Raw genomic sequence first — 16,612 nt, forward strand, 5'->3', positions numbered from 1 at the left:
AGGGAATGGAGGGGCATGCATGAAAACGGCGACCGAAGTCGCCGTTCTGAAAAGGATCAACCGCGAACGCGAAGGGTCAGGCCCTTGAGGAAATTGCGCAGCAACTGGTCGCCGCACGGACGGTAGTTGGTGTGGCCGACCTTGCGGAACAGCGCGCTCAACTCAGGCTTGGACACCGGAAACTCGGCGGCCTTGAGAATCGCGTGCATGTCGTCTTCTTTCAGTTCGAAGGCCACGCGCAGCTTTTTCAGGATGATGTTGTTGGTCACTGGCACTTCGATTGGCTGCGGCGGACGGCTTTCGTCCTTGCCGCGCTTGAACACCACCAGGCCGTCGAGGAAGTGAGCGATGACTTCGTCCGGGCAGCGCACGAAACCTTCTTCGTCTTCTTCTTTCTTGTCGAGCCAGGTCACCACGTCGGCGAGGGTCACGTCCAGGCCGCCGAGTTTGATGATCTCGACGACTTTCTTGTCGCTGATGTCGAGCATGTAGCGCACGCTGCGCAATACGTCGTTATGAACCATGTTTGCAGTCCTGATCTTTCGCTGTGGGCACCGCGCAGGCGCGATGCCGGAATGTGTGGCGGCAACAGAGGCCTTAGAACTTCTCTTTGCCGGACAGGTAGCGCCATTGGCCGGCCGGCACCTTGCCGATCGATACGCCGCCGATGCGGATACGGCGGATGCCGACGACCTTCAGCCCGACCGCTTCGCAGAACTGGGCGATGATGCCCGGCTGCGGGTTTTTCATGGCGAAGCGCAGGCGGTTTTCGTTCTGCCAGCTGGCCTTGACCGGCGGCAGCTCCTTGCCCTTGTGGGTGAGGCCGTGCTGCAAGCGATTGAGGCCGTGGGCGACCATGTCGCCTTCGACCTCGACCACGTATTCCTGCTCGATCTTGGCCGCGTCGGCGGTGAGCTTGCGCAGCACCTTCCAGTCCTGGGTGAACACCAGCAGCCCGCTGGCCTTGGGTTGCAGGTCGGCGCTGGCGGTCAGGCGCAGGAAATGCCCGCGCAGTGGACGCTTGCCATAACGGTGTTCTTCGCTGAGGGTTTCGGCGTTCAGCGACTGCATGGCGGTGTCGATGTCCATGCCCGCCGGGACGTTGAGCAGGATGGTCACCGGCTCCGGCGCGGTGGCCTTGGCGTCCTTGTCGAGCTCGACTTTCTGGTCGCCGACCTTGAACTGCGGCTCGTCGATGACTTCGCCGTCCACGGTGACCCAGCCGCCCTCGATGAACAGCTCGGCCTCCCGGCGGGAGCAACCGACCAGTTCAATGAGGCGTTTGGAGAGGCGAATCGGGTCAGTCATGACAGGGCCGTAACAAAAAAGGGGTGGGCATTGTACCTGCCTGGCGCCGGTTAATCGCGATTGCATTTGTACCGTGTGGCTTTTAGCCGCGTACGGCGCGCTGTTCCGGCTGTTTCAGACGCATGTGCAGCAACGGATAAGGCTGGCCCATGCCGTCGACTTCCGACCGGCCGATCACCTCGAACCCCTGTTTGAAGTAAAAACCCAGGGCCTGCGGGTTCTGTTCGTTGACGTCCAGTTCATCGGCGTTCAGGTGCTGCATCGCATAATTGAGCAGCTTTTTGCCCAGGCCTTGGCCGCGATGTTCGGGGTCGATGAACAGCATTTCGATCTTGCCCGCCGCCACGCCGGCAAAACCGGTGATGCGCTGGTGACTGTCCTTGGTGCAGATCAGCATCACCGCATCGAGGTAGCGGGTCAGCACCAGATTGCGCAGCAGCTCGATATAGCTGTCCGGCAGAAAATCATGGGTCGCGCGGACCGAGGCCTCCCAGACCCGGGTCAGTTCCTGATAATCGCTGAGTTTCGGCGTGTGGATGACCGAATGGTGACGCATGCCCGTTAGCCTCTTTGTCATGAATGAGGGGAGTCCTTCCCCCCACAAACGATAGCCGTAAAAAAGCCCCGCATCTCGTAAAAGAGAGCGGGGCTTTTCGTATTTTTCGCGTTTAGATTTGTTCGGCCCAGAGGTCGTATTCGTCGGCGTCGGTCACCTTGCACCAGACCTTGTCGCCCGGCTTGAGGTTGCTGCCGTTGTCGATGAACACGTTGCCGTCGATTTCCGGGGCATCGAAGAAGCAGCGGCCGACCGCGCCTTGCTCGTCGACTTCGTCCACCAGCACTTCGATTTCACGGCCGATGCGCATTTGCAGACGGGCCGAGCTGATTTCCTGCTGGTGCGCCATGAAGCGTTCCCAGCGATCCTGCTTGACGTCGTCCGGAACGATATCGAGGTTCAGGTCATTGGCCGGCGCGCCTTCGACCGGCGAGTACTGGAAGCAGCCGACGCGGTCGAGCTGGGCTTCGGTCAGCCAGTCCAGCAGGTACTGGAAGTCTTCTTCGGTTTCGCCAGGGAAGCCGACGATGAAAGTCGAACGGATGATCAGGTCCGGGCAGATTTCGCGCCAGTTCTTGATCCGTGCCAGGGTCTTGTCTTCGAACGCCGGGCGTTTCATCGACTTCAGGACTTTCGGGCTGGCGTGCTGGAACGGGATGTCCAGGTACGGCAGGATCTTGCCGGCGGCCATCAGCGGGATCAGCTCGTCGACGTGCGGGTACGGGTAAACGTAGTGCAGACGGACCCAGACGCCGAGGGTGCTCAGCGCTTCGCACAGTTCGGTCATGCGGGTTTTCACCGGCGCGCCGTTCCAGAAACCGGTGCGGTACTTGACGTCAACGCCATAGGCGCTGGTGTCCTGGGAGATCACCAACAGCTCTTTGACGCCGGATTTGACCAGACGCTGGGCTTCGTCGAGCACGTCGCCAACCGGGCGGCTGACCAGCTTGCCGCGCATCGACGGGATGATGCAGAAGCTGCAGCTGTGGTTGCAGCCTTCGGAAATCTTCAGGTACGCGTAGTGACGCGGGGTCAGCTTGATGCCTTGCGGCGGCACCAGGTCGATCAGCGGGTTGTGATCCTGACGTGGCGGCACGACTTCGTGTACGGCGTTGACCACTTGTTCGTACTGCTGCGGACCGGTGACGGCCAGCACGCTCGGGTGCACGTCACGGATGTTGCCTTCTTCCACGCCCATGCAGCCGGTCACGATGACCTTGCCGTTTTCCTTGATCGCTTCGCCGATGACTTCCAGCGATTCGGCCTTGGCCGAGTCGATGAAGCCACAAGTGTTGACCACGACCACGTCGGCGTCCTGATAGGTGGACACCACGTCATAGCCTTCCATGCGCAGCTGGGTCAGGATGCGCTCGGAGTCGACCAGTGCTTTCGGGCAACCCAGAGATACGAAGCCAACCTTTGGATTGGCCGGCGCAGGAGTGGTGGACATGTCTAACCTCGGTGTTTTGTGACGCCGCTTGCCTGATGGCGGAAGCCGGCGGACGGGCGCTTGAACTGCGCCTCTGATCAAAAAGTGCGCAATTCTAGCGATGAGCAGCGCACTTGACCAGCTTTATGCAGGGAAATGCGACGAGTGCTGCGCTATGCTTCGCGCCAAGACGCTTTACCAATTTTTTACAGTCAACAAAACGACTGTAACAACAGGTAAAACAGCGCATGCTGCATCAAAAAGCATAGTGCTTCGTTCAAAGAAGCCGGTCTGGAAATCAGGAGTGTTGGATGGGTCAGGCAAGTAGTCACGCGGCAGGCGCCGAGGGTTCGGCCACCAAGCCGCTGAGTATGCTGGTCGCGGCGGTCGGGGTAGTTTACGGCGACATCGGCACGAGCCCGTTGTACACCCTCAAAGAAGTGTTTTCCGGCGGTTACGGCGTACCCGTCAACCACGATGGGGTGCTGGGCATTCTGTCGCTGATCTTCTGGTCGCTGATCTGGGTCGTATCGATCAAGTACATGATGTTCGTCCTGCGCGCCGACAACCAGGGCGAAGGCGGGATCATGGCCCTGACCGCGCTGGCGCGACGAGCAGCGGGGGAGCGCAGGAAGTTGCGTTCGCTGCTGGTGGTCTGCGGCTTGATCGGTGCGGCGCTGTTCTACGGCGACAGCATGATCACCCCGGCGATCTCCGTACTCTCGGCCATCGAAGGCCTGGGCCTGGCGTTTGACGGGATCGACCATTGGGTCGTGCCATTGTCGCTGGTGGTGCTGGTGGGTCTGTTCCTGATCCAGCGTCACGGTACAGCGCGGATCGGCATCCTCTTCGGGCCGATAATGGTCACCTGGTTCCTGGTGCTCGGCGCCCTCGGCGTGTACGGCATCAGCCATTCCCCGGAAGTACTGAAGGCACTGAACCCGATCTGGGCCGTGCGTTTCTTCATGGTGCATGCCGGCATGGGCGTGGCGATCCTCGGCGCCGTGGTGCTGGCGCTGACCGGTGCCGAAGCGCTGTACGCCGACATGGGCCACTTCGGCCGCAAGCCGATTGCCCGCGCGTGGTTCCTGCTGGTGCTGCCGGCACTGGTGCTCAACTACTTCGGTCAGGGCGCCTTGCTGCTGGACAACCCGGAAGCGGCGCGCAACCCGTTCTATCTGCTGGCGCCGAGCTGGGCGCTGATTCCGCTGGTCGGTCTGTCGACCCTGGCCACGGTGATCGCCTCGCAAGCGGTGATCTCCGGCGCGTTCTCCCTGACCCGTCAGGCGATTCAGCTCGGTTACATTCCGCGCATGTACATCCAGCACACCTCCAGCGATGAACAGGGCCAGATCTACATCGGTGCCGTGAACTGGTCGCTGATGGTCGGCGTGGTCTTGCTGGTGATCGGTTTCGAGTCCTCCGGCGCTCTGGCCTCGGCCTACGGTGTGGCGGTGACCGGGACCATGCTGATGACCACGATTCTGGTGTCGGCGGTCATGCTGCTGTTGTGGAAATGGCCGCCGGTGCTGGCCGTGCCGGTGCTGATCGGCTTCTTGCTGGTGGACGGTCTGTACTTCGCCGCCAACGTGCCGAAGATCGTGCAGGGCGGTGCGTTCCCGGTGATCGCCGGTATCGCGCTGTTCGTGCTGATGACCACCTGGAAGCGCGGCAAGCAACTACTGGTCGAGCGCCTGGACGAAGGCGCATTACCGCTGCCGATCTTCATCAGCAGCATCCGCGTCCAGCCGCCACACCGCGTGCAGGGCACCGCCGTGTTCCTGACTGCGCGCTCCGACGCTGTCCCGCATGCGCTGTTGCACAACCTGCTGCACAACCAGGTCTTGCACGAGCAAGTGGTGCTGCTGACCGTGGTCTACGAAGACATCCCGCGCGTCCCGCCATCCCGACGCTTCGAAGTCGAAGCCCACGGCGAAGGCTTCTTCCGGGTGATCCTGCACTTCGGCTTCACCGACGAGCCGGACGTGCCGCAGGCGCTGAAGCTGTGCCATCTGGACGACCTCGACTTCAGCCCGATGCGCACCACCTACTTCCTCAGCCGCGAAACGGTGATCGCCTCGAAACTCGAAGGCATGGCCCGCTGGCGTGAAGCGCTGTTTGCGTTCATGTTGAAGAACGCCAACGGGAATCTGCGGTTCTTCAATCTGCCGTTGAACCGGGTGATTGAGTTGGGGACGCAGGTGGAGATGTAGGTTCCGTCTGAACTGAAAAGCCCCCGTCGGTCTTGTGGCTGGCGGGGGCTTTTTTGTGTTTGTGCACTTATCAGAATCCAGTGGAGATCCCTGTGGGAGCGGGCTTGCCCGCGAATGCGGTGTATCAGTTTACAAATCAGTTGCCTGACCCACCGCCATCGCGGGCAAGCCCGACTCCCACAAGGATCTCGGGCGTTTGCCAAAACGAAAAAGCCCCCGCAACCCTAAGGTGCGGGGGCTTTTCGTTGGGGCGCTTCAGATCACTCTGCCGGCTGATCCTTGGCCTGACGCTTCTCGATCAGATCCACCAGGCGCTTGGCCAGCGCCGGGTAGTTCTCGTCGAAGTGGTGACCGCCAGGCAGTTTCACTGCTTCGCCCACTGCGGTCTTGTCGGTGCAACCGCTCTCGTCGGTTTCTTCCTCACCGTAGATGCAAACGACCTTGGCCGGTGGCAGCTTGGCCATCTCAGGTCCGGTGGCGGCTTCTTTGCCGGCGTTGCCGAGCCAGCCTTCGACTTCGATTTCGAAGCTGCCGGTGCGGGCGAAGGCCAGCAGGATGATTGCGTCGATGCGCTGCTGCTCGGTGTCCGGCAGGCGGTTGTAGATCGCGGGCAGGACGTCGGCACCGAACGAGTAACCGGTCAGGATGAAGCGTTTGGTGCCCCATTTCTGGCGGTAGTGCTGCATCAGTTCGGTCAGGTCGAGCGCACTCTGTTCCGGGCTCTTGTGCTGCCAGTAGTAGCGCAGGGTGTCGATGCCGACGACCGGGTAGCCGATCTTGGCCATTTCACCGGCCACGTCGCGGTCGAGGTCACGCCAGCCGCCGTCACCGGACAGGAACAGGGTCACGGTGTCCTTGGCCTGGCCGGCCGGGACTTCCACAACCGGGATTTGCAGACCGCCAGCGGCTTTGTCGCCACCGACGAGGATCTTGCGCAGTTCGTTGTTCAGCACTTGCGGCAGGTTGATGTCGTAGTCGCTGATGCTGGTTTCGGCGTTCGGTTGATCGCGCACGAAACCGGCACTGGTGTCGTCCGGGTTGTCGTTCCAGGCCACCAGCCAGTGGCCGTGGGCGGCGGATTTCGGCAGCAGGTGGGTGCAGCCGCCTTTTTCCAGCGCCAGGTCGACCGACACGGCCTGGGCCTTGTCGTCTTTCTGTTCGGACAGCCAGCGCCAAGCCAGCACCGCGCCAGGGCCTATGCCGCTGACCAGGGTCGCCGGGCCGTTCAGTTCACGCAGACCGCTTTGCAGTGCGCGGCTTTGCAGCAGGCAGTCCTTGGGCAGAATCACCTGGACGATCTGCGCCGAGGCGCTGCGGCTCAGGGTGGTCAGCTGATTGTCGGAGAGTTTCTTGTCGTCCTCGACCGCCACCAGCACCTGGGCCTTGGGCTTGGTGCCGGGGATGACTCGGGTCATGACGGTGCCGTCAGCCGGCGTGAGCTGTTCGAGGGTCGGTTCCGGTGCCGGGCGTTTGAGGTACCAGTAACCGCCGCCGGCAATCACGGCCAGCACGATCAGTGCGGCCAGGATGTACTTCAGGGAGCGTTGAATCATCAGCGTTTCACCAATCCAGTCAAGCCGCCCGCGATCAGGGCAGCAGTATCGGCCAGTGCCACCAGCGGATCGAGTCCGGCGGGCACCGCCATATAACGGGGTTCCCAGTCAGGCTGGAACTTGTCTTTGAAGCGGCGCAAGCCTTGGAAGTTGTACAGCTGCTCACCACGGCGGAAAACCATCGAGCCCAGACGCTGGGTCAGCGGTGCACCACGCCGGGGTTGCAACCCCGACAATGGCACCATGCCCAGGCTGAAGCGCGCGTATCCGTGACTCTTATAGTGTTGAATCAGGCCGACCATCAGAAACTCCATGGTCAGCTTGGGGGCGTCCGGGTGCGAGCGCATCAGGTCGAGACTGGCCAGGTCATGGCTGTAAGTCTCGAGCAGGTTGGCGAACGCCACCGGGCGGCCTTCGAAGCGAATCACCGCGATGCGGAAATGCTTCAGGTAATCGTCGCTGAAACGGCCGAGGGAGAAGCCTTTCTCGCGCACGTTCTTGCCGGTCAGCCAGGCATCGGAAATCACCTTGAGCTCATCCATCGGCGCCTGGCCCGGCTCAAAGATCTCCAACGACAGACCGTCGCGGGTGCCGCGGTTCCAGGTGTAACGCAGATCCTTCATCTCTTTGCCCTTGGCTTCCAGGTCAAAGCGATGCAGGTCGACCCGAGCTTCTTCGCCGAGCTTGATCGCGGTCAGGCCGATGTCCATGTAGTACGGCAGGTTCTCGGCACGCACTTGATAGAACACGGGACGGGCGTGGTGGATGTCGCACAGGTCGCGGAACTGCCAGATCATTTCCGCCCGCTGCTGGCCGGGACCGATCGGGTCGTACAGCGCCACCAGGCTGCGGCCGCGACGCGCGTACATCAGGAAGGCTTCGTCGTTGGGGTGGAACAGCATCGCCTTGTCACCGGTCAGGGCCAGGCCGCCATCCGGTTGCGAGGAGGCCATCAGGATCTTCGTGGCGCGCTCCAGTTCATCGGGCGTCGGCAGATGAATCACCGGACGTGCGGTGCGCAGCAACCAGGTCAGGGCGATCACCAGCAACAGCACCGCGGCGCCGAGCAACGAACGCAGACCGCGCGGGGCGTCGGCGTCGAGGGTGAACTGCCACCACAATTGATGGCTGTACGGTACGTCCTGATAAGCGAACAACAACAGCCAGGTCGAGGCACCGAGTACACACAGGCTCGCTACCAGATACAGCGGCGAAAACGGCACTTCGGTCAGACGGCTCGGGCGATAGAACGAGCGACGGAACACCCCCAGCAGCGCGGCGGTGAGGGTCATCAACGTGGCTTCTTCCCAGTCGAACCCCTTGAGCAGCGAGAGCAGGGCGCCTACGAGCAGCAGAATGGTGGTCAGCATCCACGCTGCCGACAGTCGGCGACGCAAGCCTTGGGCGAGCATCAGGCACAACACGCCAATCAGGCTGGCGCCGAAGTGCGAGGCATCGACCAGGCGATGAGGGATCAGGTAAGCGATGTGTTCCAGGCGCGTGTCGATTTCAGGCGTCGCGCCGGAAAACAGCAGCACCACGCCGGAAAGAAACACCAGTACCGCAAGGATCGGTGCAGCGAGACCGGAGGCAGCGCGCATGGTTTGAGTCTGGAACAGGCGCTGCCCTTCGTTGATCAGCAGCAGTACGCAGGCCACCAGCAATGGCAGCACCACGTAGATCATGCGATACAGCAGCAGGGCGGCAGCCAGTGGTGCAGCACCGAGCTTGTCGGCGAACGCCGCCAGCAGAATCGCTTCGAAGACACCGACCCCGCCCGGTACGTGGCTGAGGACGCCGGCAGCCAGGGCCAGCAGGTACACCAGCAGGAATGCGCCGAATGGCGGAGCTTCCGGCAGCAGCAGATAAAGCACGGTGGCGGCAGCGGCCACGTCGAGAGCGGTGATGACCAGTTGCAGGAACGTCAGGCGTCGACCCGGCAGGCGCAGGGTGCGGCGCCCGACCTTGACCAGCAGGTTGTCACGGTAAGGCTGCTCCGGCAGGCGCCGACGGTAGATGCCGATGGCCAGAATAGCGCCGAGCAACAGCACGGCAGAGGCAATCGTGGCCAGCAGACCCTCGGACAGGCCCAGGGCCTGGGAGGCGGCCGGCAGGTCACTCAGGGTCGCCAGCGCTGCCAGCGGCGGCAGAGCGCAGCCCAGCGACAGGCTGGCGAACAGGGTCATGTGCGCTACTTCCGAAGCGCCCAGGCCAAGTCGTGCATATAAACGGTAGCGCACCGAGCCGCCGGACAGCATCGACAGGCCGATGGCGTTGCCGATCGCGAAAGCAGTGAAGCCTCCGAGCGCGAGCGTGCGTGGCGGGATGGTTACGCCGGCATAGCGGCTGGCCGACCATTCGTAGCCCAGCAGAATGATGAAGCCGACAACGGTCGCGCCGAAAGCGCCAAGCAGGGCGGGCTTCGGTACATCGAGAATCGAGTCGTGCAAGGCATAGAGGTCGAGTTCGCTGAGCAGATGGCGACAGGCAATCAGCGCGATAGCGAACAACAGCAAAGTGACCGCCAGACCAATCGGTTGCCGGTATTTGCTGATTCGATCCAGCAAGCGCATGCGCTCAGGCTTGATCGGTGGATTCACGGTGAGGGTGTCTTGTGGATCAGACGAGTTGGCGCGCATCAATCACCTCTTGGATTGTGCGCGACAGGATGGGGGTATCCAGCCAAGTTACCAATCCCTGTAGAAAAAAATAATCACAAAATACTACGCCTCTCGTCGGGTATCGGCGAGGGCAGGTCTCGGATTGCAGACGTCTTGCCCGCGACTCAAGCATAGTCGCAACTCGGCGGGTCTGAAGATCCTGAGCGGTTCACTGCACAGTGACAGATCATTGTTGCGAAAGGACTTTTTCCACAGATACAAAAAAGGCCACTCTTTCGAGCAGCCTTTTTTGATGTTTGGTTGCGTTGCGGGAGCCGGATTTGAACCGACGACCTTCGGGTTATGAGCCCGACGAGCTACCAGACTGCTCCATCCCGCGTCTGTGTGGCGGCATTCTACAGGCGAACGGCGGGGTGTCAACCGTTAATCCCGCGAAGGGTCAAATAAGCGTGAAATCGCGTCAATCCGTCGCAGGAGGGCGGTAAGTTTCGGAATTGCAAAGGATTCCTGTTTGGCCCGGAAGGTTGCCCGAATGAAAAACAGACGCGCACAAAAAAGGCCACTCTTTCGAGTAGCCTTTTTTGATGTTTGGTTGCGGGAGCCGGATTTGAACCGACGACCTTCGGGTTATGAGCCCGACGAGCTACCAGACTGCTCCATCCCGCGTCTGTGTGTCGGCATTCTACAGAGGAACGCCGGGGTGTCAACCTTCAATCCGGATAAAATCTGTTCTGGTTCAATTGGTTAGCGACTTTTTGGTAGGGCTGATGGGGCCGCGAGTCAGGCTGGGCAAGGGTTTCAGCTCTATTGGTAGGTTGATTTCGATTGAGAAAATAAATTCAGAGGAAGTTTCCTACCGCTGGAAAAGAACCTTCATACCACTGGTGCTATATACAGGTGTCAGTGAGATACTGCCGATCCGGCTTGCCACGTTTCCTTTTCTGCCATGACTCAGCGAAAAATCATCCACGTCGACTGTGACTGTTTCTACGCCGCCATCGAGATGCGGGACGATCCGCGTCTGGCCGGCAAGCCGTTGGCGGTCGGTGGTTCGGCGGACCGACGCGGGGTGATCGCCACCTGCAACTATGAGGCGAGGGCTTACGGCGTTCGTTCGGCGATGTCTTCCGGGCATGCCTTGAAACTGTGCCCGGACCTGACCATCGTCAAGCCGCGGATGGATGCTTACCGTGAGGCGTCGAAGGAAATTCACACGATCTTTCGCGATTACACCGACCTGATCGAGCCGCTGTCGCTGGACGAGGCCTACCTGGATGTCTCGGACAGCGCGCATTTCGGTGGCAGCGCCACGCGAATCGCCCAGGACATTCGGCGCCGGGTTTCCAATCAATTGCACATCACGGTCTCGGCCGGCGTCGCGCCGAACAAGTTTCTGGCCAAGATCGCCAGTGACTGGAAAAAACCCAACGGCCTGTTTGTCATCACCCCGGACCAGGTCGAAGACTTCGTCAGCGGTCTGCCGGTGAGCAAGTTGCACGGTGTCGGCAAAGTCACCGCTGACAAGCTGGGCAAGCTCGGTATCAACGACTGTCTGCAATTGCGCGAGTGGGACAAGCTGGCGCTGGTGCGTGAATTCGGCAGTTTTGGCGAGCGGATGTGGAGCCTGGCGCGTGGGATAGATGACCGTCAGGTGCATAACGACAGTCGTCGTCAGTCGATCAGCGTCGAAAACACCTACGACGTGGACCTGCCGGATCTGCGCAGTTGCCTGGACAAGCTCCCTGAACTGCTGGAAACCCTGAAAACCCGTATGGCGCGGATCGACAGCAGTTACCGGCCGGGTAAGCCGTTCGTCAAAGTGAAGTTTCACGATTTCACCCAGACCACACTGGAACAGGCCGGGGCAGGGCGGGATCTGGGCAGTTACCAATTGATGCTGACGCAGGCGTTCAATCGCGGTGGCAAACCGGTGCGGCTGCTTGGGGTGGGCGTGCGGCTGGAGGATTTGCGCGGCGGTTTTGAACAAATGGAGTTGTTTGAGCGGTAGCGCGCATAAAAAAGCCCGAAACAGGTTCGGGCTCCTTTAAAGCGGCTTTCAGTTCGGACCTGGATCCGCCACCAGTCGCCCGGCATCCTTGGTCAGAGACTTGAGAAACTCAGCCTGCAACTCGGGATCGTTACGCGTCAGTTCGATCAGGCTTTGCTCCAGCTCACTGGCTTCTTCTTCAAGACCCAATTCCGACAGACGCTTGACCCGGTGAACCCACTGGCTCACTTCGTCGTCTTCCAGATCGTCGTAAATCAGCCCGTGTGCTTCCAGCAATTTGCCGCGCAGATGACTGCTGATCGTCAGGGACGAGTCGGAATGCACGTCATCCTTGGCGTCTTCGACGCTGATCTGCAGTTTGCCCACATGATTCAGATCGTTCTCGGCGAACGGACTGTCCAGCAGGTTCAGGCGCAACACACCGTTACGGTCGGTGGTCATGTCGAAGGTCTGCTTGCCGGCCTTGACCTGTACCGGGCGCTCGCTCCACGGCAGGCTCGAATACTCCATGCGCTTGTCGCGCTGGACTTCATCGATACCGGCCAGGTTCTGCTGTGCACGACCATGGGACTGCACGTTCATGAACGGATTGAGCCCGGCGAATCCGTAGCTCAGCCAGTCCTTGGTCACGCTGTCCGGCAGGGTGCCGAGGGCGAACACGTTGACCACATTCGCGCCGACACCGGCCACCACCGCCACTGCACCCAGCGGAATCTCGTAGATTTCGCGCCAGGGTTGGTAAGGCGTGTAGCGGTCATAACGACGGGTGACTTCGAACTCGGTGACTTCGAAGGTTTTCTGCTCGTTGATCTTCACGCGTCGTTGCGGCAGCTCAAGCACCTTAGGCTCACCGACATCGATCTGCAGGCTGTGATCGAGCAGCTTTCGCTCGACCCGCTCTTCGTGCTCGCTGCGCTGTGACATGTGATTGGCACAGCCGCTGACCAGCAGGGCGCCACACAAGGTGGCGCCTCCGAGGCCTAAGGTGTTTCGCTTGAACATGAGGTCTCTATCTGGTTTCAGCGGCGGATACGGGCCTGAAGGAAGGACAGTACGTCGGCAACCGGCAGCGCTTGCGCCTGGCCTTCGGTACGGCTCTTGTATTCCAGGTTGCCTTCGGCGAGACCGCGGTCGCTGACCACGATCCGGTGTGGAATGCCGATCAGCTCCATGTCCGCGAACTTGATGCCCGGGCTGGTCTTCTTGTCGCGATCGTCCAGCAGCACTTCGAAGCCGGCCGCGGTCAGTTCCGCGTACAGCTTGTCGGTGGCTTCGCGCACCTGCTCGGTTTCATAGCGCAGCGGTACCAGGGCGATCTGGAACGGCGCCAGGGTGTCGCTCCAGATGATGCCGTTTTCGTCGTTGTTCTGCTCGATGGCCGCCGCCACCACGCGGGACACGCCAATGCCGTAGCAGCCCATTTCCAGGGTCACAGGCTTGCCGTTCTCGCCCAGCACTTCGCACTTCATCGCCTTGCTGTACTTGTTGCCCAGCTGGAAGATGTGCCCGACTTCGATGCCGCGCGCGATGTCCAGAGTGCCCTTGCCGTCCGGGCTCGGGTCGCCGGCCACGACGTTACGCAGGTCGGCCACGGTCGGAACCGGCAGATCACGCTCCCAGTTCACGCCGAAGTAGTGCTTGTCGTCGATGTTGGCACCGATGCCGAAGTCGCTCATCAGCTCGACCGAACGGTCGATGATGATTGGCAGCGGCAGGTTCAGCGGGCCGAGAGAACCGGCGCCGGCACCGATGGCGTCACGCAGTTCAGCGTCGGACGCCATGACCAGCGGGCTGGCGACGCCAGGTTGCTGGGCAGCCTTGATTTCGTTGAGTTCGTGGTCGCCACGGATCACCAGAGCGATCAGCTTGCCTTCTTCTTCGGCGTGCACGATCAGGGTCTTGATGGTCTTTTCAATCGGCAGATTGAATTTCTCCACCAGGGCCGCGATGGTCTTGGTGTCCGGGGTATCGACCAGGCGCAGTTCTTCGGCCGGCGCCGCGCGGGAAGTTTCACGCGGTACGGCTTCGGCTTTCTCGATGTTCGCGGCGTAGTCGGAGCCGTTGCTGAAGGCGATATCGTCTTCACCGGACTCGGCCAGTACGTGGAATTCGTGGGAGCCGGCACCACCGATGGAGCCGTTGTCGGCTTCAACCGGGCGGAATTTCAGGCCAAGGCGTGTGAACACGTTGCAGTACGCTTCGTGCATGCGGTCATAAGTGACCTGCAGCGACGCCTGGTCGGCGTGGAACGAGTACGCGTCCTTCATGATGAATTCACGGCCGCGCATCAAGCCGAAGCGTGGGCGGATTTCGTCACGGAACTTGGTCTGGATCTGGTACAGGTTGATTGGCAACTGCTTGTAGCTGCTCAACTCGTTGCGCATCAGATCGGTGATCACTTCTTCGTGGGTCGGGCCCGCGCAGAAATCGCGACCGTGACGGTCTTTGAAACGCAGCAACTCAGGGCCGTATTCTTCCCAGCGACCCGATTCCTGCCACAGCTCGGCCGGTTGGGTGCTCGGCATCAACACTTCCAGAGAGCCGGCGGCGTTCATCTCTTCGCGAACGATGGCTTCTACCTTGCGCATAACCCGCAAGCCCATCGGCAGCCAGGTGTACAGGCCCGAGGCGAGTTTGCGGATCATGCCGGCGCGCAGCATCAGCTGATGGCTGATCACGACCGCGTCGGAAGGCGTTTCTTTCTGTGTGGCGAGCAAAAATTGACTGGTGCGCATGGTTGGCCGTTGTCGGTTGCTATGACTGGAAATGACGGAGCAGTGTACCGGCGAGAGCTGCCGACGTACAGAAGTGCAGGCCCGGCGGGAACCCTCCCGCCGGGTGCGAGATGTCTTACGATTCTTCGGCGACCGGCGTCGGCACGGGTTCCGGTGTCGGCGTCGGGCCTTCGCGACGGCTCTCCTGGAACCAGTGCAAGGCGATCAGCACGAGCGTCGGGACACCCAGTAGTGCGGTGATCATGAAGAAGTTGTGATAGCCGAACTTCTCCACCATCACCCCGGAGTAGCCGCCGATGAGGCGAGGCAGCAACAGCATGATCGAGCTGAGCAGGGCGTACTGGGTGGCGGAGAATTTCAGGTTGGTCAGGCTGGACAGGTAAGCGACGAACGCCGACGTGGCCATGCCCGAACTGAAGTTGTCGAGGGAGATGGTCACGATCAGCATCTTCAGGTTCGGGCCCATGTCGGCCAGCATCACGAACAACAGGTTGGTGCCTGCCGACGCCGCGCCGCCAATGAACAGGATCGGCAGGATGCCGAAGCGCACGATCAGCAGGCCGCCCATGCCTGCACCGACCAGCGTCATGATCAGGCCGAAGATCTTGCTGACGCTGGCGATCTGGTCCTTGGTGAAACCCTGATCGATATAGAACACGTTGGCCATGACGCCCATGACCGTATCCGACATTCGATAGGTGGCGATCAAGCCCAGCAACAGCAGGGCCTGCCAGCGGTAGCGCAGGATGAAGTCGTTGACCGGGGTCAGCACCGGCGCCAGGCCACGGCGACCCATGGTCGAAAGGCACAGGCCGGTCAGCAGGGTATAGAGGATGGCGCGCAGGAACGCCCGGTCTTCCAGCAGCAGGTCCAGCGGGCTCATGGTGCCGAACAGCACGCTGGCGAAATCGGTGTTGTAGAGCTGGGTGAACATGGCCGGTACGGAGACCAGCAGGACGATCAGCACGAACACCGACATCAGTTGATGCATGAAGGTATAGCGCCCGGCCTGCAACTGGGTGCGCAACGGCACGGGTGGCTCGCGCATCAGCAGTGTGGTGAGCAGGGCAGGGACCATCAATGCGCCGAACAGCACGTAGGTGCCGGTCCAGGCGGAATGCTGATAGTTGAACCCGGTGGAGCCGAAGCCTTCGGCGAAAAACAAGGCGCCGGCGGTCGCGAGCAGGGCAGCGACTCGATAGCCGGACATATAACTGGCAGCCAGCGCGGCCTGGCGGTTGTCTTCGGCGATTTCCAGGCGATAGGCGTCGACAGCGATGTCCTGGGTGGCGGAGGCGAAGGCGACGATCACGGCGATGGCGATCAGCCAGGACAGATGTTTCTGCGGGTCGCAGAAGCCCATGCCGATCAAGCCGAGGATCACCAGCGATTGCGAAAGCACCAGCCACGAACGGCGTCGCCCCAGCTTGCCGAGCAACGGCAGGCGCCATTGATCGAGCAGCGGTGACCAGACCCATTTGAAGGCATAAGCCAGACCGATCAGACTGGCATAGCCGATCGTCTCACGGGCTACACCGGCTTCACGCAGCCAGACCGAAAGTGTCGAGAACACCAGCATGTACGGCAGGCCGGCGGCGAAACCCAGCAACAACAGCACGAGCGTCGAAGGACTGGCATAGGCGGCGAGCGCGGCGCGCCAGGTTTTACGGGGCATGGGCTGAAGTCTGCCTCAAGATTGCGAAAACAAAGCGCGCACTCTAACCGCTGTGCTCTACCGGACGCCAGCCATGACGCCGAATATCCACACGATTGTTCAGGATGGTAACGCCTTCCATACGCAATCGTGCCCGCTGCTCATCTCCGGAAGGGCTGCCCACCGGCAGGCTGATCCGACCGCCGGCACCGAGTACCCGGTGCCAGGGCAGCTTCGTGTCGCCGGGTAATTGGCTCAGGGTGCGGCCGACCCAGCGGGCGGCGCGCCCCAACCCGGCGAGTTCAGCCAACTGACCATAGCTGACGACCTTGCCCTCAGGTACCTGGGCAAGGGTCGAGTAGAGTGCCGTGCGTCGGATTTGCGGATCGTTTTCGCAGGCTTGTATCGGGTCTGTCACGTGCGCCGTTCCTGAACAGGGTCGATTCATGGGTTAAAGGTTAATCCGTCATCGGGCAATTGAGAAATGAACTCAACAGAAATAGCCGAGTCATTCCTTGTCAGGGGATTATTCCTA

Annotated in this window: 12 protein-coding genes and 2 tRNA genes; 2 read left to right on the forward strand and 12 right to left on the reverse strand. The window is 61.1% G+C overall.

Going from position 1 to position 16,612, the window contains the following annotated elements:
- Positions 1-56: 56 nt before the first annotated feature.
- The 4 genes from AC1RMX_RS10260 to rimO form a co-directional block, all read right to left on the reverse strand.
- Entirely contained in the window at positions 57-524 is a 468-nt protein-coding gene (locus AC1RMX_RS10260; protein WP_096819561.1) for a YehS family protein, read from the reverse strand.
- A gap of 73 nt (positions 525-597) precedes the next feature.
- The gene (locus AC1RMX_RS10265; protein WP_096819560.1) at positions 598-1,308 is read right to left on the reverse strand and encodes an rRNA pseudouridine synthase; all 711 of its coding nucleotides are present in this window, start codon (positions 1,306-1,308) and stop codon (positions 598-600) included.
- 82 nt (positions 1,309-1,390) lie between these two features.
- A complete protein-coding gene (locus tag AC1RMX_RS10270; RefSeq protein WP_096819559.1) occupies positions 1,391-1,864 on the reverse strand; it encodes a GNAT family N-acetyltransferase in 474 nt (157 codons plus the stop codon).
- A 112-nt stretch (positions 1,865-1,976) separates the two neighbouring features.
- On the reverse strand, positions 1,977-3,314 hold the full coding sequence (gene rimO, locus AC1RMX_RS10275; protein WP_096819558.1) for a 30S ribosomal protein S12 methylthiotransferase RimO: 1,338 nt from the start codon (positions 3,312-3,314) through the stop codon (positions 1,977-1,979).
- Between the two features lie 350 nt (positions 3,315-3,664).
- Here rimO and AC1RMX_RS10280 point away from each other — a divergent pair, with 350 nt between their 5' ends.
- Positions 3,665-5,506 (forward strand): potassium transporter Kup, encoded by a 1,842-nt coding sequence (locus AC1RMX_RS10280; protein ID WP_371858323.1) that lies wholly within the window; start codon positions 3,665-3,667, stop codon positions 5,504-5,506.
- A gap of 260 nt (positions 5,507-5,766) precedes the next feature.
- Here the strand turns inward: AC1RMX_RS10280 and AC1RMX_RS10285 are convergent, their stop codons facing one another.
- The 4 genes from AC1RMX_RS10285 to AC1RMX_RS10300 form a co-directional block, all read right to left on the reverse strand.
- A complete protein-coding gene (locus AC1RMX_RS10285; RefSeq protein WP_096819556.1) occupies positions 5,767-7,059 on the reverse strand; it encodes a virulence factor family protein in 1,293 nt (430 codons plus the stop codon).
- Positions 7,059-9,698, reverse strand: coding sequence for a bifunctional lysylphosphatidylglycerol flippase/synthetase MprF (gene mprF, locus AC1RMX_RS10290; protein WP_096819555.1), 2,640 nt, complete (start codon positions 9,696-9,698; stop codon positions 7,059-7,061). Before mprF ends, AC1RMX_RS10285 begins: the two co-directional genes overlap by 1 nt.
- 287 nt (positions 9,699-9,985) lie before the next feature.
- Positions 9,986-10,059, reverse strand: a tRNA-Met gene (locus AC1RMX_RS10295).
- Between the two features lie 210 nt (positions 10,060-10,269).
- Positions 10,270-10,346: transfer RNA gene (locus AC1RMX_RS10300), tRNA-Met, on the reverse strand.
- A 280-nt stretch (positions 10,347-10,626) separates the two neighbouring features.
- On the opposite strand from AC1RMX_RS10300, the gene dinB reads away from it, so the two are divergent.
- Complete coding sequence (dinB, locus tag AC1RMX_RS10305; protein WP_096819554.1) at positions 10,627-11,688, forward strand: DNA polymerase IV; 1,062 nt, start codon at positions 10,627-10,629, stop codon at positions 11,686-11,688.
- A 48-nt stretch (positions 11,689-11,736) separates the two neighbouring features.
- Here dinB and AC1RMX_RS10310 read toward each other — a convergent pair whose 3' ends face one another.
- The 4 genes from AC1RMX_RS10310 to AC1RMX_RS10325 all read right to left on the reverse strand — a co-directional run bounded on the left by AC1RMX_RS10310 (position 11,737) and on the right by AC1RMX_RS10325 (position 16,525).
- Positions 11,737-12,690 (reverse strand): hypothetical protein, encoded by a 954-nt coding sequence (locus AC1RMX_RS10310; RefSeq protein WP_096819553.1) that lies wholly within the window; start codon positions 12,688-12,690, stop codon positions 11,737-11,739.
- A gap of 17 nt (positions 12,691-12,707) precedes the next feature.
- A complete protein-coding gene (locus tag AC1RMX_RS10315) occupies positions 12,708-14,423 on the reverse strand; it encodes a proline--tRNA ligase (RefSeq protein ID WP_102621515.1) in 1,716 nt (571 codons plus the stop codon).
- Between the two features lie 115 nt (positions 14,424-14,538).
- On the reverse strand, positions 14,539-16,098 hold the full coding sequence (locus AC1RMX_RS10320; RefSeq protein ID WP_096819551.1) for an AmpG family muropeptide MFS transporter: 1,560 nt from the start codon (positions 16,096-16,098) through the stop codon (positions 14,539-14,541).
- A gap of 43 nt (positions 16,099-16,141) precedes the next feature.
- On the reverse strand, positions 16,142-16,525 hold the full coding sequence (locus AC1RMX_RS10325; protein ID WP_170929612.1) for an MGMT family protein: 384 nt from the start codon (positions 16,523-16,525) through the stop codon (positions 16,142-16,144).
- Positions 16,526-16,612: the final 87 nt, after the last annotated feature.

The organism is Pseudomonas sp. GW822-FHT03F04, assembly GCF_058801405.1.